Genomic DNA, 24,387 nt, shown 5'->3' with positions numbered 1-24,387 from the left:
GAAATGAACGAGCAATTAAAGCATTTTATTGAAAGCAACATACCACAAGTTGAAGCTGAAATGTTTACACTAGTTGAGAAAATTGACGCACCAGCCAATTTAAAAGAGTCAATGCTTTATTCATTAAAAGCTGGAGGTAAACGTATTCGCCCTCTTTTCGTTTTGGCTGTTCTTGAACTATACAAACAAAATTTAAAGAATGGTTTAACTGTAGGATCAGTCATTGAAATCATCCATACGTATTCGTTAATCCATGATGATTTACCAAGTATGGATAATGACGATTTCCGTCGAGGTAAGCCGACAAACCATAAAGTTTATGGCGATGCATTAGCGACACTTGCAGGTGATGCATTGAATACACTTGCGTTTGGCATTTTAGCACGCATGGAAGTATCAGCTGAAAAACGTATTGAACTTGTCGGTCTGTTAAGTAAAGCAGCTGGTGCAGAAGGTATGGTTGGGGGTCAAGTACTCGATATAGAAGGTGAAAAGCGTCAGCTGAACTTAGCTGAGCTTGAGCATGTCCATATTAATAAAACGGGTGCTTTACTACGATTTAGTATTGAAGCGGGAGCGGTGTTAGCTGATGTATCGCAAGAAGAGCGCGAAACTTTAAAAGAATATGCGCATCATATCGGCCTTGCCTTCCAAATTCAAGACGATATTTTAGATATTGAGGGAACTACAGAAGAACTAGGGAAAACTGCAGGTAAAGATGTAGCAAGTGATAAAAGCACATACCCAGCTCTGCTAACTTTAGATGGGGCAAAGGAAAAGCTTGCTGAGCATTATCAGCATGCCAATAACGCACTAGATAAATTGCAAGTGGATGCCAGCTTATTACGTGATTTTGCAGCCTATATTGTTCATCGTAAAAACTAGGATAAAAACGAGGCGTTAAAGGCATAGAGTATGCTAGAATAGGTGAGGGCGTTTGCCAATGTGCAAACAATAAAGTGTTCGTACTTTTAGCATATTGATAACACTGTTATAATGGTGGAAACACAATTACGGTGAATAATTTATTGAAAAGGTGTGTGAGAAAGGTGGATTTAAATAAGATAACTAGTCCAGCCTTTTTAAAAAACTTAGATAAGAAGGAGCTTGAGCGACTTGCACAAGAAATTCGTGCCTTCTTAATCGAAAAATGTTCTGTCACAGGTGGTCATATCGGGCCGAACCTGGGTGTTGTGGAGTTAACGATTATGCTCCATAAAATGTTTGACAGTCCACAAGATAAGTTTTTATGGGATGTTGGCCACCAAGCTTACGTGCACAAAATTTTGACAGGTCGTGCAAGTCAATTTGACACATTACGTCAGTTCAAAGGACTTTGTGGTTTTCCAAAGCATGTGGAGAGTGAACATGATGAGTGGGAGACGGGTCATAGCTCGACATCTTTGTCAGCAGCTATGGGTATGGCTGCAGCACGTGATATTAAAAATGAAAAGAACTTCGTGATACCAATTATTGGAGATGGAGCTTTAACAGGTGGTATGGCACTAGAGGCATTAAACCATATCGGTCATGCTGAAACGAATATGATTGTCATTTTAAATGATAATGAAATGTCAATCGCTCCAAACGTCGGAGCGTTACACAATGTACTGGGACGTCTTCGTACAGCCAAAGAATATTCAAAAGCAAAAGAAGAACTGGAATCCCTTATGAATAAGATTCCTGTGCTAGGCGGTAAGCTTGCTTCAACTGCTGAACGCTTAAAGGATAGCTTAAAATATTTAGTGGTATCAGGTGTGTTCTTTGAGGAGTTAGGCTTTAAATATCTAGGGCCGATTGATGGACATGATTTCGAAGCTCTTGAGGCAACTTTATCACAAGCTAAAAAAGTAAAAGGTCCAGTGCTTGTTCATGTGATTACGAAAAAGGGCAAAGGTTATAAACCAGCTGAAGATGATACAATCGGTAATTGGCATGGGACAGGTCCTTATAAAATTGAAAATGGTGCCTTTGTAAAATCAGAGACGAAAGGTCCAGCTTGGAGTAGTTTGGTTGCCGAGACTGTTCGTAAAATTGCACATGAAGATAAACGAATTGTCACAATTACACCTGCAATGCCGGTGGGCTCGAAACTACAAGGTATCCAAAAGGATTTCCCAGAGCGTTTCTTTGATGTGGGGATTGCCGAACAACATGCAGCCACGATGGCAGCAGGTCTAGCGACGCAAAAAATGAAACCATTTTTAGCCATTTACTCAACGTTCCTTCAACGTGCCTATGACCAAGTATTACATGATATCGCACGTCCAAACTTAAATGTCTTTATAGGAATTGACCGTGCAGGCTTAGTTGGCGCAGACGGTGAAACCCATCAAGGTGTATTTGATATTGCATTCCTTCGTCATATTCCAAATATGACAATTATGATGCCAAAAGATGAAAATGAAGGCCAGCATATGGTGAAAACAGCCATTGAATATGATGGTGGTCCAATTGCGTTACGTTATCCACGAGGTAATGGCATAGGCGTTCCGTTAGACGATGAGCTTAAGACGTTACCAATTGGTAGCTGGGAAGTGTTACGTGAAGGTAAGGATGCTACGATCTTAACCTTTGGTACGACGATTCCAATGGCAATGGAAGCAGCCGGTATTTTAGCACAGCAAGGTGTAGAGATAGAAGTAGTCAATGCTCGTTTCATTAAACCAATGGATGAGGATATGCTTCATCGTATATTATCAAGCCGTAAACCAATATTAACGATTGAAGAGGCGGTTCTAAAAGGTGGTTTTGGTAGTGGTGTATTAGAATTTGCCCATGACCATGGCTATTTAACTGCACTGATCGATCGTATGGGTATACCGGATCATTTTATTGAGCATGGTAATGTAGACCAGCTTCTCGCTGAAATTCATATGACGGCTGAAGATACAGTGGCACGAATGCATGTGTTACTTCAACAAAAACAGCAAGTAGGTTTGAATAAATAATGACAAAACATCCAAAAGAACGTGTAGACATTTTACTTGTAGAGCGTGGGCTTTGCGAAACGCGAGAAAAAGCAAAGCGCTCTATTATGGCAGGGCTTGTTTTTTCTAATGAAATTCGTATCGATAAGGCGGGGGAAAAAATCGCTATTGATGCACCGCTACAAGTAAAAGGCTCTGATTTAAAATATGTTAGCCGTGGCGGCTTGAAGCTAGAAAAAGCGCTACAAATTTTTGATATGTCTGTAGAGGGGAAGCTAATGCTAGATATTGGCTCCTCTACAGGAGGATTTACCGATTGTGCATTACAAAATGGTGCAAGACATTGCTATGCATTGGACGTTGGTTCCAACCAACTAGCATGGAAAATCCGTTCTGATGAACGTGTAACTGTCATGGAAAAAACAAATTTCCGTTATACGACAGCGCCAGATTTAACAGAGGGCTTACCAGACTTTGCAACAATTGATGTCAGCTTTATTTCATTATCACTTATTTTACCTGTCTTAAAAACATTGTTAATGCCAGGTGGCGATGTAATGGCACTTGTAAAGCCTCAGTTTGAGGCTGGGAAAGAGAATGTCGGTAAAAAAGGTATTGTTCGTGATAAAAAAGTACATTTAGATGTTTTAGAAAAGACAGCTGCAATGGCGACAGAGGTTGGCTTTGTCGTTAAGGATGCTTCGTTTTCGCCAATTACAGGAGGCGAGGGGAATATTGAATTTTTATTCCATTTAGTGAATCCTATTGGTGATGAAGATGTCTCTGCATATACAGCTTTTAATACACTCGTTGAAGAAGCGCATAGTGCACTAAAATAACACGTGCTCGTTTACAGAGCCGTGTTTTTTCTTGTGCTTTTATGTTTAAAATGGTAGTGTAAATATACAAATATTCAACTATTTATAAGAGGTGACCGAGATGAACAAAGGACAACGACATATACGAATTCGGGATATTATTGCCAATCATGAAATCGAAACGCAAGATGATTTAGTCGATTTTTTAAAAGATGCAGGCTATAATGTGACACAAGCAACAGTATCACGTGATATTAAAGAACTTCATCTTGTTAAAGTACCTTTACAAGATGGACGTTATAAATATAGCCTACCCGCAGACCAACGATTCAATCCTATACAAAAATTACATCGTGCGTTAGCTGATGCTTTTGTCAGCATTGACGGTGCATCACACTTTTTAGTTATGAAGGCTCTTCCTGGTAATGCCAATGCTATTGCATCATTACTAGACCATTTAGATTGGCCTGAAATTTTAGGGACTATTTCTGGAGACGATACTATATTAATTATTTGTCGTAATGAAGATGAGCGTGAAAATACTAAAAATCGCTTATTAGAAATGCTATAAAATAGCAGGGTAATTTGATACAGAGGTGACATTTTGTGTTAAGAGAGCTAAGTATAAGAAACTTTGCCATCATCGAGGATTTAACTGTTAGTTTTTCAGGTGGTTTAACTGTTTTAACAGGTGAAACAGGAGCAGGGAAATCCATTATTATCGATGCAGTGCATTTACTTGCTGGCGGACGAGGAAATACCGAATTTATTCGTCATGGAGCTAAAAAGGCAGAATTAGGTGGTTTATTTCAAATTTCAAGTTCTGGGCATCCTGTTCATAAGAAACTTGAAGAGGCAGGCATTGAAATTGAAGAAGATACCATTATTTTACGCCGTGATTTAAATGATTCTGGAAAAAGTGTTTGTCGAGTAAACGGTAAACTTGTGCCATTATCTGTTTTACGTGATATTGGGGCTAGCCTTATCGATATTCATGGTCAGCATGAAAATCAAGAATTAATGGATGAGAAGCAGCATATCTCTTTACTTGATCATTTTGCCGAGGAACAACTTACACCAATTCAAGAGGCATACAGTTCTCAATATGATGAATATCGTTCACTAAAAAAAGAATTAGCTTCGATTTCGATTGATGAGCAGTTAATGGCGCAACGTATTGATTTGTATCAATTCCAAATGAAAGAGCTGGAGGATGCCAATTTAAAGCTTGGCGAGGAAGATGAGCTTCTTGATGAACGCCGTCGTCTAATGAATTTCAATAAGATTTTTGAACGCTCCAGTGCAGCTTATGAAGCCATTCAAGGTGAATCGAAAGGCCTTGACTGGATTGGCAATGCAATGGGAGCCTTAGAGGATGCTGCCACTATTGACGAACAATTTAAAGAGGCATCCGAATCTGTTACTACTGCATTTTATGCGTTACAAGATGCTGCGTATCAGGTTAAAAATGTGTTGGACGAATTAGAATTTGATCCTGCCCGTTTAAATGAGGTTGAGCAACGTTTAGCCTTATTACAAAATTTGAAGCGCAAATATGGCTCAACAGTTGAAGAGATTTTAGCGTATTACGATAAAATTAAAGCAGAGCTAAATGAACTATTAAATCGAGACGAAATTTTGCAAGTGAAAGAACGAAAAGTGCTGGAAATGGAAACGGTACTTGAGGAGCTTGCTGCAGAACTTTCTACTGTTCGAAAAGAAGCTGCACATAATTTAAGTGAAGCTATTATGGCCGAGCTGCGTGAATTACATATGGAAAAAGCAAAATTTATTGTTAATTTTGATGAATTATCTTTCTTTGATGCAAACGGAAAAGATCAAGTAATTTTTTATATTTCTACGAATGTAGGCGAGCCACCAAAATCTTTGCCGAAAATTGCTTCTGGGGGAGAATTATCGCGTATGATGCTTGCGTTAAAGACGATTTTCTCATCGTCAAATGGCATTACATCTATTATTTTTGATGAAGTAGATACAGGTGTAAGTGGTCGCGTAGCGCAAGCAATCGCAGAAAAAATTGCAGCAGTATCCATTAACTCTCAAGTTTTATGTATTTCGCATTTACCACAAGTAGCTGCGATGGCTGATCATCATTATTTTATTAAAAAAGAAGTCGAGCATGATCGAACATTTACGTCATTGCTGGAAATAGATACGAATGCTCGTATCGAAGAAGTCAGTCGCATGATATCTGGAGCGGAAATTACAGATTTAACATTGCAGCACGCAACAGAGCTTCTAAAAATGGCGAATGAACGAAAAAAACAAATGAGATAGCAAAAGAATCCAGAAACAGCTCGTTGTTTCTGGATTTTTTCTTTTTGCACAAATATTTACCGCTTATAAGAACGCCACAACAACACATAGTATAAAGACAAAAATAAAAAGGAGGTGTCGTATGAATCGTCGTTGGCGTCAATTTGTCATTTTGCCTATGCTCATCGTTTTATTATTCATGCCCGTAAAGGCTTTTGCCGCAAAAAAGCTAATTCCGATGGGCGAAGCAATTGGTATTCAACTTCAGCTATCACATGTATTTGTAGCACATGATGTGCTATTAGCTTCCAATCAGTGGATGAAAGGAGGCGCTGTGATTGAAAAAATAAATGATATTACAGTAAAAACACTTGCAGATGCCAAAAAAGCTGTTGCTCGACAAGGACAACAGAAATGGACGATAAAAAATGAAGGAAAAGAAGTGACACTTGAGTTACAGGAGCAAGAAGCTGAACATGTTATTTCCTTTCTAAAAGATGAAACAGATGGAGTAGGAACATTGACATACATTGATCCAGAGACAAAAAATTACGGTGCGTTAGGCCACCAAATCGTTGATTCAACTTTACAAGAAGCCCCTAATTTCCATGCTGGCTCCATTTTTTTAGCTTCGATTCAACAAATTCGTAAAAGTATACCTGGGCAACCTGGCTATAAAATATCCTCCATTGAAAAACATCAGGATCGATTAGGGAGTATAGATAAAAATACAGTTTATGGAATTTTTGGCCGTTGGGAAGACGGTTATCAACAAAGTTTGCCTAAAGCAATTGAAATTATGCATGAAAAGGATATAAAAACAGGAAAAGCGGAAATCTCTACGGCGATCAAGGGCAGTAAGGTGGAAACTTTTTCAATTGAAATTACAAAGGTTGAAAATGAACGCCTTGAATTCATAGTCACTGACAAAAAGCTCATTGAAAAAACAGGTGGTATTTTGCAGGGGATGAGTGGCAGTCCTATCATTCAAGACGGTCGTTTTGTAGGTGCCGTTACGCATATGTTTGTGGAGGAGCCGAAAAAAGGAGCAGCAATAACTGTAGCGGAAATGTTAAAAAAATCATCTTAAACGAAGGAGCTGCCAAGAGGTGGCTCCATTCTTCATTCCTTCATAAAAATATATTGTTCATCAAGTATTTCGTTTATTTATGAAGCGATTAGCGATACTTAAGAAAAACTGTAGTTTTATCTCCATTTTTTCACTAAAATAAATGGTATAAGCATTCGAAGCTTTGTCAGTTATTTATCATAACTTGTCGATATTAAATGAAAGTATCGGACTACATACTCATTTTTGGAAATTGAAAAGGTTTTTAAAACAATAATGTCGAAAATTCCACAGTGTGCAAAAAAAGCATTGGGGTAGGTAACGGGATATTCGAAGCACAGTTCAGAAGGAGGAATTTTAAATGACAAAGGTTAAAGTAGCAATTGCAGATGATAATCGTGAGTTATTAAAAACGATGGAGCAGTATTTTCAAGGACATCCAGAAATTGAAATCATTGCAACTGCTTCAAATGGGAAAGTTTGTTTACAAATGCTTGAGGAATTCACACCAGATATTTTGCTGCTAGATATTATTATGCCACATCTTGATGGGTTAGCTGTTTTAGAGTCGATGTATCAAAATGAACAAATGTCATCAATTCAAGTAATAATGTTAACTGCATTTGGTCAAGAAGATGTGATGAAACAAGCTGTAGACTTAGGTGCATCCTATTTCATGCTAAAGCCATTTGAATTTGATCAATTGGTTCAAAAGATCTTACATTGTGCTGGACAGAAAGCAACACTTCCTAAAAAGACAAGTGTTTTACAACCGACGGCACCTCAAAAATTAAATCAACATCAATTAGATAGCACGATTACGGCCATTATTAAAGAAATTGGCGTTCCTGCACATATAAAAGGCTACTCTTATTTGAGAGAAGCTATTCAGATGGTATTCGAAGATATCGAGTTATTAGGATCTGTGACGAAAATTTTATATCCAGAAATTGCTAAGAAATTCAATACAACACCATCACGAGTTGAACGTGCGATTCGTCATGCCATTGAAGTTGCATGGAACCGTGGCAATTATGAATCGATTTCGTCGATGTTTGGTTATACGGTACATCATTTGAAGTCGAAACCGACAAATAGCGAATTCATCGCCATGATCGCTGACAAGATTCGTATTGATATGATGGCGAGCTAGTCACGGTATATCAAGGTTTGTAGCGATTGGCTTACCGGAGAATGACCGGTAAATCTAAATTAGATAACGTTTATTTAGCGAAAATTATAACGCCTTTTTAGACAGTTTACGCCGACTGTTTGAGGGGGCGTATTTTTTATGTCTATATGTCCGTTTTTAATCGAAGTTGACCATTATATGTTGGATTGCTGTATGTTTCGTTGTGACGCTATACATCTTTCTCCAAAATATCTCCAAAAACCATGAAAAGTTATGAACAGACTTTAACGCTATTCAGAAATTACACAGTGCGAGATTTCAAAATTAAGGATGCAGGGAAGGTAAAATCATCTTATATTCAACAATACATCAAATACTTGAGAGAGCGTGGAAAGGACACTGCTTCTTCTTCTGACAAGGTATTAAACAATAACTATCCTAAACGTAGGGAAGATTATCAAAAACCAGATACTACCATAGCCAATTGTTCAAAGAATATGAAAGTATTTTACTTTTTGAAAGCTGAACGAGAAATAACGGTTAATCCGATTGACACAATAGAACAGATTAAACCAAAGCGTAAGTAGAAACAACTGCTTCCCCCTGAGGAAACTAAATTAATACTAGGTGCTTTCAATCTTACAAAATATTATGAGTACAGGACTTGGATTCTACGGGGCTTAAGGCTAATGAGTGTTGTTCCTTAATGACCGAGGATATAGATTTAAAAATAATTCTATTCTTGTCAAAAATGCCAAGAATGGACATCAACGTTATGTATTTTGGGGCATAAAACGGTAGGTAATTTAAGACGTTGATGCAACTAGACAGATTTCAGATTCGCCATTTTTATTTCCAACAAGCTATAGTAGGTGTGAATATTTTGAAGATCAATAAGAAGGGAAGGTTTAAGTGTGGGTTTATCTGTTCATCCACGTTTAATACGAAATAACTTATTACATCATTGAAGGAAAGGTGAAATTTGTAAGATTGAGTAAAATTTTAGGTCATAGAAGTGTGGAAACGACAATAAAGCTTGTCTAGATTTTACTGAAAATGAGATAGATAGAAAATAACAATTTCAGTCTACAAAATAATTTAGACTTTTAGGGGACGGAACAAGAGGAGGAAAAAAAGGAGAAGATAAGAATGATAGACTACAAAGATTTTTTTCAGTACCGCAGAATTTTGAAGGGTTCAATGATTTGCAACAGCGCAGGGGAATGTTGACACTAATTGTATCTAAAGGTGGTCAGAAAAGGGTCTTAAATGATGTGAAAAGCTTGGAGCAGTCAAGATTGATGTAGATGAAGAACAGAAAAAAAGTGTTTAGAAAACTCGACTAAGCGAGTATAAACAGGCATTAGGCTTAGTGAGTTCTCCTTTTGTCCTAGTGGCGAAGTGAGAAATTGCGTAGGAAAAAGCTGTTAGTGCGCGAACACTAACGACTTTTAACTGAATATGACTACCGCAAAGCAATAGCATACACACCAATGTAACGCTATTGTACAGCCTATTCGAAAAAAATCAACGTCTAGGCTAAATAAGTGTGCTTATTTTCCGTAGTCGAACGTGGAAGCCTAGTACATATGCTCAAACTAAAACTTGACAGGTTTGTACGATAGCCGATGTAATAATTATCGTTATTACTCTATGTAAGCGTGCCTTGTCTCGCTTTGAATGCCATCGTTAAAGATCAGGAGCGAATTTTGAGTGGCTACGGCAACGAAGAACATATCATATACTATAAAGTTAGAATTCCTGGCCAATAAAGGGATAAGTATTTATAAGCGTACGGCTTACAGCAACTACTGGGGGCAGAAGTATAAGGATGCTAGGAAAGAGGTTCATGGAACTATGAGGTCTTGTTCCTTTATGTCTATTTATAGATTTATTGAGATCAAGGCAGCACTTTTTCGACGAGATGTTGATACACACTCAGCTTCATGTTAGGGTGGGCGTAAATAATATTAATATAAATATGTAAATACAGTTATATAAATATTGTGCTAATTTTGTACAGTGTTTAGACCCTATCCTATATAAAATGTGCCAATTCGGAACATTTTTTAGATAAGTGGGTCTAAAATATACGCTTAGTTGGAACACATTCTGACAAGTTTAAAGAAAAAAACTATTTAAAGAAATAAATAGTGATAAAGAAAAAACTATGGACGGGCTTGCGCCTTAGTTTACTTTCATGGATATATTTATTATTTGAACACATTAGTAGAACTGTGTTCTATGTTATAGATTTCCAAACAATGTACTGCATGACCGCAAAGACGATTCAGTCAGACGGATATAGCTGTTATTTCAGTGATTTAATAACTAGGATAAGTACCCTGGAAGTAGTGCAAGCACCTATTTTTGTAAGGGTCTTTTTATGCGTGAAAAGTATTGCTAATATTTTTTCTAATAATATATTTCGATAATTATTTTCGGAAAAAGCATTGGTAAATAATAAAACAATATATAATGAAGACTAGAGAACTGTGATTTATGAAAAATAAAAGGAGCATATTTAATGGATTTTAAACAAAAAATAGATCAACACAAATTAGGCAAATATGACTTAACAACAGAGTTGATAACCATGGGCGCAAAAGTTGAATATGAGTTGTCCTTTCATTTAGTGACAAAGCATATGTACAGTTACATGGAGCCGAAACGAAAAGCAAAGGCAGAAGTTGCAGAGGATTATATAGCAATCTATATCAATTCGCTACAACAACGATACGCAAAGTATGTATACAAAAAGTATCTGTCAAATATTGAGAGATCGCATGATGACATGAAAGCTGCGGACTATATTTATTACTATTTGTCACAGATTGGCGAGTATTATTACGTTGATGATTTTGATAAGATACCTGATAAAGTGTTGAAGCAAGTAGAGCATGAAGAATTTGATGAGTGCTTTAATGACATATTACGGGTATTGCCATATGTCAAAAAAGAAAAAGCAGAGAAGATTGCTGAGACAGTTGAGCCTTTAAAAAAGGTGCTAAATGAAATTATCCAAAAGGTCGATACAATGAAAACTGACAAAGAAATTGTAAAGTATATCAATCATGGTATTAACAAAAAAATCTATCGTGAGATTGCCAAAGCAACAGGTACTAGAGAGTTTAACATTGATGGAGAGCGTTATTTTATCAATCAAAATGATATGAAGTTACTCAAAAATCAAACAAATTTTCGTAGGATATTTAAGTTTGATTTCTTAAATTTGTCGGAAAGACAAAAGGAATTTACAAATGAGTTGCTAGATCACTTGCAACGAGCTTTGGATAGCAAGCAGACAAATGTATTTACATTTAATCAAAATGGGGAAATTATCGATTTCAACAAACGCAACTTTGCTAGATTGATGATGCTGGAAGAAAGCAACTTCAAAAAAAGATTAAAGCGTGTGCAAGACAAGTATGACTCTTGGAGATGACCTGAATTCAAAAGTCACACTTTTTGCGTACAAACTGTTCATAGTGAGAGGATAATTTTCCTCTTAAATTTGTTGAGGTTACAATAGAGCCTTGGCATAATTTTAATATTATAATCAAAAAATGGTAACTATTGAACGTAATCAGGGCCATTGTTTGAGGGCTACTAATTGTAGTCCTTTTTTTGTTAGCCATTATTCAAATCTTTAACTGAGCATGTTCATAACATCTATTGAGTGAATGACAGCTTGGAACACCACCTGTAAAGTCTAGTGAGCGTCAATGAGTCATTCCTGATATTTATGAGTGGCTTACTCAGAACGCTCTATATGATATTCTATGGACTTATATGGAGTGATGGACAATTAAGCCATGAGTAGTTACTTATTGGCTTTTTTTAGTTTGTGTAAATATGGAAAATACCAAATCAGAAGGAGAATTATTAATGGGGAATTTACAAACAGCAGAAGCAATTGAAATGAATTCTATTGAGGTTACTGAGGGAGTTGACGTAACTGAACAGGGACAAAGTGTAAATCCGTTGGAACATGAAAAACAAGAGCTACAAAAAGAAACCGAGCGTTTGGAACAAGAAAAAATTGAATTAGAAAATTTAAGATTACAGTTACAGCTTGAAGAACGAGGGTTTGGCTTTGCAAAGGAATTTGTAGAGAAGTTTAGTCTTACTAAAACACCAATAGAAAAAGTTGATGCTCTAGCAGAGTTAATAAATGAAGTAAAACTTGATATGGGCTTTAAGCCTAAAGAAGTTGCTAAGCAAGATGATTATACAGCTCATAAGCAAAATGGTGACGCTAAAGGCATGATTGCTAGTAAGTTCGAAAAAATATTTAAGTAAAACAAATTAACAGGAAGAAGGAATTTTATAATGTTTACATCACAATCATTTACAGAATCAGAACGCATTTCATTAGCAAATGAGATTGCAGTAATTGGGGTTCAAGCAACGCCATTTACATCATTACTTATGGCGAAAGGCAATATTGAAAAAGCACTTAGCACTGTGTATACTTGGCGAGAAAACTCACTATCTAATGATGAAGATATTTCAGCAGTTGAAGGAGCAGACACAACAGTATTCTATGAATCTGCTAGGGCAGAGCTAAGTAATATCCTTGAGATTTTCAAGAAGGGTGTTCAGGTATCAGGTACAGCAGAAGCTATGCAATCAACTCAGTTCTCAGGGGAAGTAGCTGACCGATTACTAGAGTTAAAAGTTAACATGGAAAAGAAATTTATCAATGGTCTTAGAGCGGATGGTTCAAAAACACCGTTCAAACGCCAATTATCAGGTCTAATTGAAATGGCTGATGCTTCTAATGCTGTAACAGCTCCGATTGATGAAATTGCAATTAAGCAAGTTATGCGTAATCTTTGGAATCAGGATTTAGCAGAAGGTCAAGTATATGCCTTTGTCAATGCTGATATTAAAGAAAAAATTGACGCTATATATAAGGATAACTACTCATACAACCATGTGACAACATCATTTGGCTTACTAGTAGATGAAATCAACACTAATTATGGTTCAGTAAAATTTGTGTTATCAAAACATGTTCCTGCTGATAAAGTTGTGTTCTTCAATGATGCTTATGTCGATTTAGCATATTTGCGAGAGCCACACTTTGAACCACTTGCAAAAACAGGTGATTCAGTGAAAGGTCAAGTAATTGCAGAAGCAACTTTAAAGGTTGGTTCAAAGAAAGCAGTTGCAGTATTAACACAGGGTAAATAATCCCTTAGACACTCTCAGAAATGGGAGTGTCTTTTTCAATTCATTTCATGAAAATTTTTAACTAGAAGAAAGGAAGTAAGACCATGACACAAATAGAGTTGTTCTTAATGCGTAGACAGAAGCAAATTAGACTAACTGATATTGCTAGGCACATTGGTTGCTCGATAGCTTTGCTCTCAAAATATGAGAATAACAAAGTAGCTATGGAAGCAAATAAAGTACAGAAATACAAAGAATTTATTCTGAAAAACTAAGTGTTCAAATGGACAGATAGGGGTATATAACATGACAAACTTAACTGAAAAAGACTTCTTCTTTTGCTTTACAAAGAAACTATCAATCTATTTGAAAGAAGAAGGAATTTCATACATCATAAAAGCTAGAAGCATTAAGGACAATGCGATTTATACGGTCTATCACAAAACTGATGAACTACAGCGAGCGTTAGATAAATATAAGAAAATTAACTAGGTCGTTACCGAGAGGGTGACTTCTTTTTATAACAAAAATACAATCACACAGGAGTTTTTACATGATGGAATTTATAATGATTAACAATCAACTTATTTCAGATGGAAATGAGTTTCAACTAACACCGCAGGAATTATTTATTTATGCGTTGCTGTCAATAAGCAGGGACTTTAGAGAAGATATTTATATTTCGGTTTCATTGCTTCATGCCAAAGGACAAATTGAGCTTGCAAGCAACAAAAAGCGAGCAGTTAAAGTAATCAAAGATACTCTTATTTCTTTGAGAGATAAAAAGGTTATTAGATTTACTAGTATTGATGGTGAGCTTGTAGATGAGTTTAATGCTAATGATATTCTTATTGTTGAATTAGTGGAATTTGAGGATATAAGCCATACACAACTTAAATTTGATGTGTTCAATGAGCTTACAGACATCCGCCAATTGTATGTATATCTTGCTACCTATAGATGGTCTAAAAGTGAAAATGGTATATTTACTTGTTCTAAATCACGTTGGGCGATAATTTTAAATTGCTCAGAGTCAACAGCAATCCAAGCAGTAAATAAAACAATTGCGGCAGGTCTAATTCACAAAAATATTGGTGATTACAACGATACAGGGAAGCAAAACACCAACCAATACAGAACAACGCCTTTTGAAAATGATGAAATTACACATCATTCATTTAAGAAAAAGTATGTTGAAAAATTAGTTGAAGAAGAAACAGACCTAGAACATTCGACTGTAGAACAGTTAAAGGAAACAGAGCATCGATTCAACAAATTTAAAGATGAAAATGGTGAAGATGTATTCCCTATTGAACAGGATTATGTTGCTGTTTTAGACCTGCGAAAACAAAAAAGAGAAGTAGGTTTAACTGACATTGAGAAAAGAGTCTTGAGAGCGGGGGAAAACCGCATTAAGAAACTGAAAAAACAAGACTATTTAATAGATGAGTATGGCAATGAGTTTAAAATTGTTGATAGACACATTGAAAATGCAAGACTTTACATCCAAAACAGGGATGAAATGAACTCTGAATATCACTAAAAGAGAGGATTGATATTTATGGATATTTACAAAGCACTTGAAGCTGTTCCATACAAGAAAAGGGAATACTTCAAATGGAAGTTTGACCTATATGTTAATCGAACAGAAGAACTCTCAGAAGAAGCATTGTGTCTAAAGTTAGATGTGAAAACATTGAACCACATGAAGAAGTGGGAGAAATCTTCTGAGTATTTGATGTTGACTAATTTGTATCTTGAATCACGCATGGCGAATGATTTAGAGCAAATTTATCAAGTCACAGCAGAAAGGGCCATTGAGGGGGATGAAAAGGCTATTAAGCTTTTATTAGACCTTCAAAAGCAGGTCAGAGCATTTAATAAAGAGTTTAAGCTTACTCGGGTCTACGAGCCACAAGAAAGCAATGCTTATGATGAATTGGTGATGTAGCACATGGCAACTAAATCAAATAAACTTGAAAAAGTTCTTAGTGAGTTCCCACTTTTTGCTAAGAATTTTATTTTTATTACAGACAACGAAAATCAGGTCATTAATTTTGAAATCAATGAAGCACAGCAAGAAATTGAAAATCTAATGCTAGAGAATCGCTTTGTTGTGATTGGTAAAGCAAGGCAAGCAGGTATTTCAACATTTGTGCTTGCTAGGGCATTATGGCGAGCATTAACTAAGCCTAACGAAAACATCTTGATTGTTAGTTATAAGGGTGATTCAGCAAAAGCGCTTTTTGAAAAGTTGAAGCAAATGAATGACACTGTTCCAAGAGAAAAATTCCCTAATATATTCCCAAAGGTTCGCAGGGATAACAGAAGCGAGCTTTTGTTCACTAATGGTTCAAGAATATCAAGTGTTACAGCAGGGAACAAAGATATTGGACGTGGTTCAACATATACCTATGTTCATTTATCTGAGTTTGCTTTCTATGCGTCACAGGAAACGCAACTACTCTCGGTTGAACAATCCCTTGCAAAAGGGGCTGAGAGTAAATTAACAATTGAAACAACCTCCAATGGTACAAGCAACCATTTCTACCGCCTGTATATGCAAGCCCTCAAAGGTAAGTCTAAGTATGTTCCTTATTTCATTCCTTTTTACCACAAGCTATACAAAAAGCAATTTGCCCATGACTATGATGAAGCAGAGCGTTGGTATAAAGCAACCAATGGTGGCAAGCGATTTGCTTCTGATAATTTAGAAGAAGATGAAGTAGCTCTCTATAGAGCAGGTGCAACTTTAAGGCAATTAATGTGGAGAAGATGGAAGGTTCAGGACATGGAAAACGAACAGCAGTTTATGCAAGAGTACCCCTCAAATCCCTTTGAATCCTTTATTTCTACAGGTAGAAGTGTATTTGATCAACATAAGGTTTTAACTAGGCTTTCTTATACAATTGAGCCGTTACCTAAAAATGAGATGTTGTCAGAAGTACCTGAGAGCGTTCGGAAATATATTGGTAAGGGCTTAGACCTTTTCGAATTTCCTAAACGCAATACGAAATATTATTTTGGTGTCGATACAGCGAGTGGCTCAGGTAATGATTACTCAACAATTACTGCATTTGATTCAGAAGGTCATCAAGTCATAAGTTTCTACCATAATAAAATTCCAGTCTATGAATTTGCTCAGGTCATCTATGACTTGGGGATTTTTTATAATTATGCTTTTTTGACAGTGGAACGCAATTCATATGGTTTACCTGTTATTGAACGCTTACGCAAAGAGCGTGGCTATCTAAATATGTATAAGATGAAAACCTTCGATGACCGAGGAAAGAAGAAATTGCAAATAGGCTTTATCACTTCTGAGAAAACAAAGGCGATAATGATAAGTGATATGAAAGAACAATTTGAGCTTGGGCTTATCAATATAGAATGTAAGACTACCTTACAGCAAATGCAGATGTTTGTTGAAACAAATGGTCGCTTAGGAAATAAGCGAGGGAATAGTGAATTGCACCACGATGATAGTGTTATTTCAACAGCATTGGCTATTCAAGGCATGAAGATAAATAAGTGGTATGTATAGGAGAATAGCAAAATGGAAGCATTTAAAAAGTATTGTGACAGTATTGAATCAATATATCATTGGCAAGGTTGGTACGAGAAAAAGTAGTTTTTAGCCATACTCATTCAGGGTAAGGTTTATTTTGAATAAGAAAGGGAAAAAGAAGATGAATTTAGATAGATATTTACAAGTAAAGCACAAGGGTAACCCCACTTGGTTCTTAGAGGAAATAAACTCTTATGACAACCAAGAGCGTTTGCAAGAAGTGTTTAGTAAGAAAAAGTATTTAGATGGTCAGCACAAGATACTACAGCGTGATTCATTTAAGTACAATGGTCAGTTCATTGAGCCACGCAAGATTGTGATCCAGTTGGCTAAGACTATTTTGAACTTCCAAACGCAATACCTGTTGAAGAACAGTGTCAATATCATTGGAGTAGAGAAAATGGTTGAGCAATTTTTGAAGGTAAATAAGCTAGGTCGCTTTGATGATAAGAATGTTATTATTCTAAACAAATTAATCAAGTTTGGTCAGGTAGCTGAATATCTTTTCATTAATGCTAAAGGGAGAATTGATTCAAAAATTATTGACGCGGAGGATGGAACACCTGTTTTCAACCATCATGGGGAAATGATTGCCTTTGTTGAGCATTATGTCTTTGATGGTATTGCTTATTACACAATTTATACCGATAAGTTAGTCCAAGAATGGTCAAATGAAGGTGGAGAATTAAAACTAGTTGCTCAGTATGCTAATCTAAGTGGCTTACCTGTCCTATATAAAACTGACAATGAATTTAGTGATACAGAAGGTCGCTCAGAGTTAGATGATTATATGGGGATATTGGATAACATGGAAGATGTATTATCTAAGTATGTTGATAGCATGTATAAGTTTATGAATCCTATCCCTGTTGCAGTTGGTCAGCAACTCAAAGACTCATTGCCTACTGATATTGTTGGGGGAGGCTTAAACCTTGATGATGGTTCTGACTTCAAAATGGTATCAAACCAATTAGATTCAAAGTCTTTTGAATTAGTCTACAAGACGTTACAACAGGCATTATTAGATGTAAGTTCAACGCCTGCTGTATCCATGAACAAAACTGATGTAAGCAATCTATCGGAGGTTAGTATTAAGTTGCTGTTCTCATTGGCAGATACGAAAGCAGGATTAAATGAAACATACTTGAAGCAAGGCTTTTATGAGCGTTGGGAGAAGGTCTGTGAGCTGTTGAGATACAAAGGGGTTCATATTTTAGAAGACGATTTTATGACCCTTGAATTTAACTTTCAATACAACACACCTTCTAACCACGCTGAGATTATTGACAATATGAGTAAGCAACATGCAATGGGTGCTTTAAGCACTGAAACAATCCTTGAGCAGTCGCCGTATGTGAATGATGTTACGCTTGAAATGAATCGCATACAAGATGTGAAACCATTTGAACAAATAGAACACAAGAATCTTGGTGGCTCTAGTAACCTTGCTGAAAAGGTATCATAGAGATGGATAAAATCAGAATAAAATAGGTGTCTATATTTAATAGAAATCATAAAGATTTTCGTTATGTGTAGGCATTTTTATTTTGGCGAAAATTAGTGTTTTTTCGGGTGTAGAGGGTTGGAATGATTATGTCCAATTTTTCACGCCTGTTACAACAGTTGTATTGGAGGTGAATGAACAATGGAGAAAATGAGTTTATTCACTATTCTAGCCTTAACAGGAACATCCTTATCCTTCCTTATTGGTGGGTGGCATGTATCATTGACTGTCCTAGTAGTTTTTATGGTTATTGATATTGTTACAGGTGTAATTGTGTCACTTGTACAAAAGCGTCTATCCTCAAAGATTGCTTTTGTCGGATTCTTAAAGAAAGCCACTATTATGATTGTGATAGTCTTGGCGAACCTATTAGACGTCCTTACAGCGTCAGGTATTCCTGTCTTTAGAACAATGGCTATATACTTCTATATCGGAATGGAAGGCTTATCTATCACTGAAAACTTAGCTAGGATTGGTGTGCCATTGCCTAAAGGGGTAAAGGAACGTCTATTACAGTTAGCAAATGAGGAAAATCAACAAAAATATTAATGTATAATATCTTTTTTTATGTTGTATTTTCAATAGTCTATTGATGTTTTGGTGGAAACCTTGATATATCAACAATGTATAGAAAATTTATAAAAGAAGTATTTCTGCCGAACTTAAACATTTTTGTTGTATCAGTTGTTTGTGACTACTTTTAGTTTACCTAACTAAGGTTGTCGGCAGTTAAAGATGAATATTATGCAAAATAAATTAATTGGAGTGATTACTAAAAATGAATAATTTACAGCGCTTACAGTTGGAAACAAAAGGTATTGACCTTGAACAGAATGAGTTGATGGTGTATCTTGCTGAAAACGGTCTTGATGCTTATTTAGAATACAATCCACAGTCTATGACAGACAAGAAGGCAATCTATTCTACTGCTCTCAGTATGCTTGAATCAGTAGCTAACAATCCAACACTGATGAAAGCCGTTAAAATTGATGATATGACAGTCAGTGAGTTCCACGAGAACCTAATGAAGCGTATTGACCAATTAACTTTTAAGGTAAGAACCATGAGAACTGAAAATAGTAACGCAGATGTGTTCATGCTATATGTGTAGGTGGTGGCAAGATGAAATTATTTGACGCACAGACGCTCACAGACACATTCTCAGAACTTGTTCAACCTTACATGAAGAATGAGTTGACTGCTACACCAAGTACCTTAGAGGGCTTGGTGACAAATACTAGGCTGTCTACGAACAGTACATTTCACTTCCATTCCGTAAGTGAGTTTAAGCGTGGCGATTACTTTACTATTAACGGTAGTTACTACCTTGTGACAGGTGATATAGTAGCTCATAGAGGGTTCAAATATAAAGCCTTAGTGGAATATTGCAACTATATCATTGAGCCAACTACTACAGTAAAAATCAAGGTAGGAACTGACGCTATGGGTAGACCAATCTACAAAACGGAAACAGTTGTAGACCGTTTCGAACCTGCTGTGATTTGCTATAAGGAAATGACAGTTGATGAGGATTCCATTGTAACGGCTACTAAGACACTTGTTATCAATGTACAGGATAACGCTAAAAACCGAGAAGGCTTCCAAGTGAATAGTACAATAGTGATTCATGGGCGATCATACAAAGTGATTAATGCTGAGATTGTGAAGGTTGGACTGATAGAACTAAAGGTGCAATCAGAAGATGTGTTACTTCCATTGCTTGATGATTAGATAATGATACCCCAATCGAGTTTCTTCTACTAATACCATATCAATTTTCACACGCACATAATTCTATGACAATAGTAACTAACCAGTACTATTGTTATAGAATGAATATTAGAAAAAACTAGTTGGTGTAATACGGTTAATTTGAGTAATATGTTATATTTTGGGGAGTTTTATGTTGAAATCTATATTTTTAATAGCTATTTTGGCACTATTGTTTATAGTTGCCGGTGGAACTGCATATCTTGTGTATTGTGCTAACGGTGGGGAAAATGATGCGAAAAATACAAATGTAGAAGAAGATAGGACAGGTCAAGATGTTCCTCCTTCTGAAAGATATGCTACTGAATACATTGTCCAGAATTTATGGAAAAGTATGATTTAAGATTAAAGGGTTGAGAAGTTCGATTTAACTTATCAAATAATCTAGATGAAGATTTCTATTTGAATGGTAATGATTAATTATGTGATTACTACAATCATGGATATACAAATGAAGGAACATTCTTTTCTGGTCAATTAACACCTGTTGATGGTGGATATTCTGATTCGTGGTATTTATACTTTGATAGAGATTCATTTGACAGCGTATATCTAGCAAGATTATATGGAAATGTTGATATGAAAAATGTGGCAAGGATTCCTAGTAATATTTATGAACGAGGACAAAGGAATATGACTGTTGTGAAAGCTTTTGAGGGTTATTAATCACTGTAACATTCTTTCTCGTTCTGTTCTTTATAGTAATGGTAATATTTATATTTATATATATCCAACGTTTCAATCCCTTCCCTTTATAGGCATATATGATTGAAAAAACTACTGTGTAAGATAGCGGAAGGACTACAGTATTTTGCTGTAGTCTTTTTTTACTTTTATGAGGACTACAACATAATGTGTTCATGTCTTTTTAATTTGATGGTACTAATTACACGAATTTAATGTAAAATAGGGTTGTAATACAGGGCAATACATAGGGGTGTGTGATATGAAAAATTTGAATGAACAAGTTTATTGTTATGGTTGTATGAGAAAAAGGAATCATAAAATTATTACTACATAATAGTGAATATTGATGGACAAAGAGAGTGGATAGATGAATTTACAGTTTACTCAGAAAAACTAAAACAAGAGGCTTACATCAAATAGAAATAAAATATTTCAAACATGCTCCTGAGATTATAATTCATTTGAATGAACAGATTGTTGAATTATAAGCATTTAATTTTGTGTACTTCTGGATTAAGAACTTTAATTAGAGGGAATTTGTTCGCAATTAAAAATTATAAAGGTTGTTTATATGATGAAGAAAGGACAAAATTATCAAATCAAGATTCTAGGTGGACGGATTTTCGGATTGTACGAGAGTGGTTACATATTATTTCCACAAGCATTAATGCCTCGGAAGGTTAAAGGATTTGGTAATAAGGCGATACATGAAATAATCGTTCCAAACGTTAAAACTATAAAAGGAATTTTTATCATTTTAGAAAAGTAATGTATGACATTTTGTGTTGGGAAATCACGAGTAACTTAATAAATAAACTTTAAAAAGAGTGGGAATACCCTCCTTTTTTTAGCAATTTCACACGTCTAACAATATAATAGAAGAAAGTAAATTTGACTACCAAAAAATTTACAAATATTGACTGATAAATATATGAAACTTTGGTTAAATAAAGTGTTTGAAAACATTGATATTAAACATTTCAATCTTCAATTTAGACAAGTAGCGAATTCATTGCCATGATCGCTGACAAGATTCGAATTGATATGATTGCGAGCTAAGTTAGAACCACAAGGGATTACAGGACTTATTTAGAGAGAATTCATTGAATTTATACCGACGAGTTCAGATAACTAATGTAAATTAATTGAATTAAACTATGAAACACATTCATTTATGGGACATTCCTGTTCATGGACGTGTTTTTTTATGATTGATTTCGCCATTGAAATAGATCGTTTTATGCTTGATTGTTCGGTAAAAGGACTAGCTGTAAAAACAATGAATTTCTATGAACAAACATTAAAGATATACGCAAAATGGATGTTTGATGGATTTGAAATTGATTCACCTCAGAATGTAAAGCAAATCTGAGCGTGGCAAATATGAAATGCCGATCAATGACAAAGCAAATACATTTACTTATCACAGAACAAAAGACGGTGAAGTCAAAGCGATTCATGCTTCCTAAAGTAACAAGAGAAGGTATTGAACCGTATACAATGAATTTGCACAATGATGTTTATCTGTTTGCAACACGTAAAGGTAACAGCCATATTTCAACAACTCAAGCATATAGAACCCTTCAAAAGGTTGCAGATGTACTAGGACCTGATGATATTGGAGCTCATAAAATGAAATAAACATTTGTTTACCATTACTACAAGAAGAATAAAGATGTAGCTACGCTTGAAATATTATTTAATGATTCAGTACCAAGCATTACATTAAAATATATTGGGATTAATGCAGTGCAGATGAAATTGATAAAATAATGGAAAATTTTTATTGGTAATAATAGTGATAAGTTCTAGAAACAGCTTGTTTATCACTCTGAAATTATAAGTAATATTTTCAATGAGTATAATTAAACAATTTTAGTACATATTTGTTTTGTGGGTCATTTTAAATGCTGATTTAAGGTAATTATGCAGGGGTAATTAAATATCAAAAAACTGCTGTTTAAAGAAATCGATATATGACTGAACAGGTAGGCATACACAACTTGGGGAAAATTAGTGAATATGTAGTTGTGGAGTTAAATTACTCTAGTGGAAATTGAGGATTATTTAGGATAGTTGTTGATGGATAAGAACAATCTCAATTGGAGAAAATATTTGTGAACTAAAAAAATGTTCAAATTTTAAGGATTGGGAGGACTAAATATGTCATCTGAAATGGAAGATATACATCGTACTGGTCGAGACATTAATGACGGAATAGTACACTTTGGTGGGCAAGCTGAGAGTGTTTTTAGTTCATTGGCTGAACAAGCTCGAGTTTCAATACAAAAGAAAGCAGACGAATTAGCTGCACAGTATCTTGAAAGTAATCCTAACCCAGACTATTATGATTGTGTTCAAATTGTAGAAGAGGGAGTCTTTTCGGCTGGGAACGAAATAAAGGCTAGCAGTGGTTCTTGGGGAGATTCGGTAGATGCAGCACTTGATGCTGGTGTTGGAACTCCAGCGGCAAAAATAGCTTGTAAAAGAATATCGATGTCACATTAATTTTTGAAAAAGCATAGGCGTAGATGATCTGACCCAAAAAAGTTAGACATATTTAGTTAAGCAACTTCTACGACCTGAGTTCGGTACTCCACCGTGCTTAGGTCTTTTAATTTTGCTTCATTCGTTTGTGATTGTAATAGTGAATATAGTCCTTAAGTTCCTGTTCAACATGTGCCATGGATTCAAATTCTTGTAGATACAGGAGTTCAGAGTTTAATAAGCCAAAGAAATTTTCAATGACTGCGTTATCCAAACAATTCCCCTTACGGGACATACTTTGCGTAATCCCATATTGTTTTAATGTTCGTTGTACTTTTTCATTTGATAGCGCCAACCTTGGTCCGAATGAAGAACGACTTGGATTACCTGATTGAAGGCGCTCCAATGCTTATTCTAACATATCATGAACCAGTTTATACACCGGACGATTCATTACCGTGTATGCAATGATTTCGCCATTACATAAATCAAGGACGGGTGATAAATAACGTTTCTCACCAAATAAATGGAACTCTATCACGTTTGTTACCCATTTCTCGTTAATTCATTTTATAGTCAATAATATTGTGTATAGGACTTTAAGAAAGTCTCTACACCACTTCTTTGATAACGGCGAGCCCATTCACTGACAACTTGAACTGTCATTCCGACATCTTTCGCAACTTCAATCATGGTTTCATATCCATTTAAGTATCGTTGAACCGCTTGAATACGTTGTTCAACACTTACTTTCCCCATAAAAAACCCCAGTAAAAGTTAGATTGATGTCTAACTTTTACTGGGCAGTTCAAAAAAAAGCTTATGCTTTTTGATATTTATTGATTTCTTTTATCTCTCATTAACAATAAAAAAGAAGAATCGATTTCTCAATCCTTTCGCTATTCTCAGAATTGAATAAAGTTATAAAATTTTTCAGCTGCTCACCGCAATCGATTTTAATTCCTAA

26 protein-coding genes and 1 pseudogene are annotated in these 24,387 nt (G+C 35.6%); 25 read left to right on the top strand and 2 right to left on the bottom strand.

Annotation, left to right across the window (positions count from 1 at the left end):
- Window positions 1–3: 3 nt before the first annotated feature.
- From B1B04_RS12585 to B1B04_RS12465, 25 genes are all read left to right on the top strand, one after another.
- The gene (locus B1B04_RS12585) at window positions 4–885 is read left to right on the top strand and encodes a polyprenyl synthetase family protein (protein ID WP_079561800.1); all 882 of its coding nucleotides are present in this window, start codon (window positions 4–6) and stop codon (window positions 883–885) included.
- A 164-nt stretch (window positions 886–1,049) separates the two neighbouring features.
- The gene (gene dxs, locus B1B04_RS12580; protein ID WP_079561799.1) at window positions 1,050–2,951 is read left to right on the top strand and encodes a 1-deoxy-D-xylulose-5-phosphate synthase; all 1,902 of its coding nucleotides are present in this window, start codon (window positions 1,050–1,052) and stop codon (window positions 2,949–2,951) included.
- Window positions 2,951–3,769 carry a TlyA family RNA methyltransferase gene (locus tag B1B04_RS12575; protein ID WP_079561798.1) on the top strand — a complete coding sequence of 273 codons (819 nt, stop codon included), beginning with the start codon at window positions 2,951–2,953 and terminating at the stop codon, window positions 3,767–3,769. Before dxs ends, B1B04_RS12575 begins: the two co-directional genes overlap by 1 nt.
- A 100-nt stretch (window positions 3,770–3,869) precedes the next feature.
- Window positions 3,870–4,319: a transcriptional regulator AhrC/ArgR gene (gene ahrC, locus B1B04_RS12570; protein WP_079561797.1), complete on the top strand. Its 450-nt coding sequence runs from the start codon at window positions 3,870–3,872 to the stop codon at window positions 4,317–4,319.
- 35 nt (window positions 4,320–4,354) lie between these two features.
- Window positions 4,355–6,046, top strand: a complete 1,692-nt coding sequence (gene recN, locus B1B04_RS12565) for a DNA repair protein RecN (protein ID WP_079561796.1) — start codon at window positions 4,355–4,357, stop codon at window positions 6,044–6,046.
- Window positions 6,047–6,167: 121 nt separating this feature from the next.
- A complete protein-coding gene (locus B1B04_RS12560; RefSeq protein WP_079561795.1) occupies window positions 6,168–7,115 on the top strand; it encodes a SpoIVB peptidase S55 domain-containing protein in 948 nt (315 codons plus the stop codon).
- Window positions 7,116–7,455: 340 nt separating this feature from the next.
- Entirely contained in the window at window positions 7,456–8,247 is a 792-nt protein-coding gene (spo0A, locus tag B1B04_RS12555) for a sporulation transcription factor Spo0A (protein WP_079561794.1), read from the top strand.
- 227 nt (window positions 8,248–8,474) lie between these two features.
- Window positions 8,475–8,813 (top strand): site-specific integrase, encoded by a 339-nt coding sequence (locus tag B1B04_RS12550; protein WP_276207756.1) that lies wholly within the window; start codon window positions 8,475–8,477, stop codon window positions 8,811–8,813.
- A gap of 1,940 nt (window positions 8,814–10,753) precedes the next feature.
- Entirely contained in the window at window positions 10,754–11,671 is a 918-nt protein-coding gene (locus B1B04_RS12540; RefSeq protein ID WP_079561791.1) for a hypothetical protein, read from the top strand.
- Window positions 11,672–12,114: 443 nt separating this feature from the next.
- Window positions 12,115–12,528 carry a hypothetical protein gene (locus tag B1B04_RS12535; RefSeq protein ID WP_079561790.1) on the top strand — a complete coding sequence of 138 codons (414 nt, stop codon included), beginning with the start codon at window positions 12,115–12,117 and terminating at the stop codon, window positions 12,526–12,528.
- A gap of 30 nt (window positions 12,529–12,558) precedes the next feature.
- Window positions 12,559–13,425 (top strand): SU10 major capsid protein, encoded by an 867-nt coding sequence (locus tag B1B04_RS12530; protein ID WP_079561789.1) that lies wholly within the window; start codon window positions 12,559–12,561, stop codon window positions 13,423–13,425.
- An 83-nt stretch (window positions 13,426–13,508) separates the two neighbouring features.
- Entirely contained in the window at window positions 13,509–13,679 is a 171-nt protein-coding gene (locus B1B04_RS12525; protein WP_079561788.1) for a helix-turn-helix domain-containing protein, read from the top strand.
- Window positions 13,680–13,710: 31 nt separating this feature from the next.
- Window positions 13,711–13,896, top strand: coding sequence for a DUF5659 domain-containing protein (locus B1B04_RS12520; protein ID WP_079561787.1), 186 nt, complete (start codon window positions 13,711–13,713; stop codon window positions 13,894–13,896).
- A 61-nt stretch (window positions 13,897–13,957) separates the two neighbouring features.
- Window positions 13,958–14,947, top strand: coding sequence for a hypothetical protein (locus B1B04_RS12515; protein ID WP_079561786.1), 990 nt, complete (start codon window positions 13,958–13,960; stop codon window positions 14,945–14,947).
- Window positions 14,948–14,965: 18 nt separating this feature from the next.
- Complete coding sequence (locus B1B04_RS12510; RefSeq protein WP_079561785.1) at window positions 14,966–15,355, top strand: hypothetical protein; 390 nt, start codon at window positions 14,966–14,968, stop codon at window positions 15,353–15,355.
- 3 nt (window positions 15,356–15,358) lie between these two features.
- The gene (locus B1B04_RS12505) at window positions 15,359–16,948 is read left to right on the top strand and encodes a terminase large subunit domain-containing protein (protein ID WP_079561784.1); all 1,590 of its coding nucleotides are present in this window, start codon (window positions 15,359–15,361) and stop codon (window positions 16,946–16,948) included.
- Between the two features lie 145 nt (window positions 16,949–17,093).
- Window positions 17,094–18,437, top strand: coding sequence for a phage portal protein (locus B1B04_RS12500; protein ID WP_079561783.1), 1,344 nt, complete (start codon window positions 17,094–17,096; stop codon window positions 18,435–18,437).
- 180 nt (window positions 18,438–18,617) lie between these two features.
- Entirely contained in the window at window positions 18,618–19,025 is a 408-nt protein-coding gene (locus B1B04_RS12495; protein ID WP_079561782.1) for a phage holin family protein, read from the top strand.
- Window positions 19,026–19,254: 229 nt separating this feature from the next.
- Complete coding sequence (locus B1B04_RS12490; protein WP_079561781.1) at window positions 19,255–19,587, top strand: hypothetical protein; 333 nt, start codon at window positions 19,255–19,257, stop codon at window positions 19,585–19,587.
- Between the two features lie 11 nt (window positions 19,588–19,598).
- Entirely contained in the window at window positions 19,599–20,207 is a 609-nt protein-coding gene (locus tag B1B04_RS12485; RefSeq protein ID WP_079561780.1) for a hypothetical protein, read from the top strand.
- Window positions 20,208–20,379: 172 nt separating this feature from the next.
- Entirely contained in the window at window positions 20,380–20,589 is a 210-nt protein-coding gene (locus B1B04_RS12480; RefSeq protein WP_079561779.1) for a hypothetical protein, read from the top strand.
- 915 nt (window positions 20,590–21,504) lie between these two features.
- Window positions 21,505–21,702 (top strand): hypothetical protein, encoded by a 198-nt coding sequence (locus tag B1B04_RS12475; protein WP_139376969.1) that lies wholly within the window; start codon window positions 21,505–21,507, stop codon window positions 21,700–21,702.
- 438 nt (window positions 21,703–22,140) lie between these two features.
- Window positions 22,141–22,305, top strand: a complete 165-nt coding sequence (locus B1B04_RS25675; protein ID WP_170938971.1) for a hypothetical protein — start codon at window positions 22,141–22,143, stop codon at window positions 22,303–22,305.
- A 26-nt stretch (window positions 22,306–22,331) separates the two neighbouring features.
- Window positions 22,332–22,574: a site-specific integrase gene (locus B1B04_RS12470; RefSeq protein ID WP_079561777.1), complete on the top strand. Its 243-nt coding sequence runs from the start codon at window positions 22,332–22,334 to the stop codon at window positions 22,572–22,574.
- 522 nt (window positions 22,575–23,096) lie between these two features.
- Entirely contained in the window at window positions 23,097–23,441 is a 345-nt protein-coding gene (locus tag B1B04_RS12465; RefSeq protein WP_079561776.1) for a hypothetical protein, read from the top strand.
- A gap of 56 nt (window positions 23,442–23,497) precedes the next feature.
- Here the strand turns inward: B1B04_RS12465 and B1B04_RS26175 are convergent.
- Together B1B04_RS26175 and B1B04_RS12455 are read right to left on the bottom strand one after the other, a co-directional pair.
- Window positions 23,498–23,982 (bottom strand): annotated as a pseudogene (locus tag B1B04_RS26175) (IS3 family transposase); the annotation flags it as partial.
- Between the two features lie 14 nt (window positions 23,983–23,996).
- A complete protein-coding gene (locus B1B04_RS12455) occupies window positions 23,997–24,179 on the bottom strand; it encodes a helix-turn-helix domain-containing protein (RefSeq protein ID WP_094075101.1) in 183 nt (60 codons plus the stop codon).
- Window positions 24,180–24,387: the final 208 nt, after the last annotated feature.

It is taken from the genome of Lysinibacillus sp. KCTC 33748 (assembly GCF_002237755.1).
Taxonomy (GTDB): Bacteria; Bacillota; Bacilli; order Bacillales_A; family Planococcaceae; genus Lysinibacillus.
The sequence above is the reverse complement of the archived record's forward strand: the minus strand, read 5'-3'. Positions and strand labels throughout refer to the sequence as shown.

What these genes read in the sequence shown, in the direction of transcription:
- B1B04_RS12585 (WP_079561800.1), top strand. Translation starts at nt 4, where the DNA reads ATGAACGAGCAATTAAAGCATTTTATTGAAAGCAACATACCACAAGTT.
- B1B04_RS12575 (WP_079561798.1), top strand. Translation starts at nt 2,951, where the DNA reads ATGACAAAACATCCAAAAGAACGTGTAGACATTTTACTTGTAGAGCGT.
- ahrC (WP_079561797.1), top strand. Translation starts at nt 3,870, where the DNA reads ATGAACAAAGGACAACGACATATACGAATTCGGGATATTATTGCCAAT.
- B1B04_RS12560 (WP_079561795.1), top strand. Translation starts at nt 6,168, where the DNA reads ATGAATCGTCGTTGGCGTCAATTTGTCATTTTGCCTATGCTCATCGTT.
- spo0A (WP_079561794.1), top strand. Translation starts at nt 7,456, where the DNA reads ATGACAAAGGTTAAAGTAGCAATTGCAGATGATAATCGTGAGTTATTA.
- B1B04_RS12540 (WP_079561791.1), top strand. Translation starts at nt 10,754, where the DNA reads ATGGATTTTAAACAAAAAATAGATCAACACAAATTAGGCAAATATGAC.
- B1B04_RS12535 (WP_079561790.1), top strand. Translation starts at nt 12,115, where the DNA reads ATGGGGAATTTACAAACAGCAGAAGCAATTGAAATGAATTCTATTGAG.
- B1B04_RS12530 (WP_079561789.1), top strand. Translation starts at nt 12,559, where the DNA reads ATGTTTACATCACAATCATTTACAGAATCAGAACGCATTTCATTAGCA.
- B1B04_RS12525 (WP_079561788.1), top strand. Translation starts at nt 13,509, where the DNA reads ATGACACAAATAGAGTTGTTCTTAATGCGTAGACAGAAGCAAATTAGA.
- B1B04_RS12520 (WP_079561787.1), top strand. Translation starts at nt 13,711, where the DNA reads ATGACAAACTTAACTGAAAAAGACTTCTTCTTTTGCTTTACAAAGAAA.
- B1B04_RS12515 (WP_079561786.1), top strand. Translation starts at nt 13,958, where the DNA reads ATGATGGAATTTATAATGATTAACAATCAACTTATTTCAGATGGAAAT.
- B1B04_RS12510 (WP_079561785.1), top strand. Translation starts at nt 14,966, where the DNA reads ATGGATATTTACAAAGCACTTGAAGCTGTTCCATACAAGAAAAGGGAA.
- B1B04_RS12505 (WP_079561784.1), top strand. Translation starts at nt 15,359, where the DNA reads ATGGCAACTAAATCAAATAAACTTGAAAAAGTTCTTAGTGAGTTCCCA.
- B1B04_RS12500 (WP_079561783.1), top strand. Translation starts at nt 17,094, where the DNA reads ATGAATTTAGATAGATATTTACAAGTAAAGCACAAGGGTAACCCCACT.
- B1B04_RS12495 (WP_079561782.1), top strand. Translation starts at nt 18,618, where the DNA reads ATGGAGAAAATGAGTTTATTCACTATTCTAGCCTTAACAGGAACATCC.
- B1B04_RS12490 (WP_079561781.1), top strand. Translation starts at nt 19,255, where the DNA reads ATGAATAATTTACAGCGCTTACAGTTGGAAACAAAAGGTATTGACCTT.
- B1B04_RS12485 (WP_079561780.1), top strand. Translation starts at nt 19,599, where the DNA reads ATGAAATTATTTGACGCACAGACGCTCACAGACACATTCTCAGAACTT.
- B1B04_RS12480 (WP_079561779.1), top strand. Translation starts at nt 20,380, where the DNA reads ATGTTGAAATCTATATTTTTAATAGCTATTTTGGCACTATTGTTTATA.
- B1B04_RS12475 (WP_139376969.1), top strand. Translation starts at nt 21,505, where the DNA reads ATGATGAAGAAAGGACAAAATTATCAAATCAAGATTCTAGGTGGACGG.
- B1B04_RS25675 (WP_170938971.1), top strand. Translation starts at nt 22,141, where the DNA reads ATGATTGATTTCGCCATTGAAATAGATCGTTTTATGCTTGATTGTTCG.
- B1B04_RS12470 (WP_079561777.1), top strand. Translation starts at nt 22,332, where the DNA reads ATGACAAAGCAAATACATTTACTTATCACAGAACAAAAGACGGTGAAG.
- B1B04_RS12465 (WP_079561776.1), top strand. Translation starts at nt 23,097, where the DNA reads ATGTCATCTGAAATGGAAGATATACATCGTACTGGTCGAGACATTAAT.
- B1B04_RS12455 (WP_094075101.1), bottom strand. Translation starts at nt 24,179, where the DNA reads ATGGGGAAAGTAAGTGTTGAACAACGTATTCAAGCGGTTCAACGATAC.